1 protein-coding gene is annotated in these 356 nt (G+C 68.0%); it reads right to left on the bottom strand.

The window, feature by feature from the left end:
* The coding region (locus XM53_RS22340) for an AMP-binding protein (RefSeq protein ID WP_144435666.1) at positions 1-356 on the bottom strand (356 nt) is incomplete at both ends.

The raw sequence follows: 356 nt of genomic DNA, 5'->3' as shown, positions 1-356 counted from the left end.
GCCTGGTTGACGTTGTCCTTGAGCTTGGTCACGCGGCCGCCGCGCGGGGCGGTGTCGGCGGTGATGACAACCTTTGCGTCGCAGCCGTCGACCCGGGCGCCGAGCGCGTCTGGCGAAAAGCCCGCGAAGACGATGGAATGGATGGCGCCGATGCGCGCGCAGGCGAGCATGGCATAGGCGGCCTCGGGGATCATCGGCAGGTAGAGGACGACGCGGTCGCCGCGGCCGACGCCGAGGTTTTTCAGCACGTTGGCCATCTTGCAGGTCTCGGCATGGAGCTGCCGGTAGGTGATGTGCTGGGCGGCGTCATTGGGATCGTCGGGTTCCCAGATGATGGCGGTCTGGTCGGCGCGGTC

Source organism: Roseovarius atlanticus, assembly GCF_001441615.1.
In the GTDB taxonomy this organism is placed as follows: domain Bacteria; phylum Pseudomonadota; class Alphaproteobacteria; order Rhodobacterales; family Rhodobacteraceae; genus Roseovarius; species Roseovarius atlanticus.
This window is presented reverse-complemented; position numbering and strand designations above follow the sequence as displayed.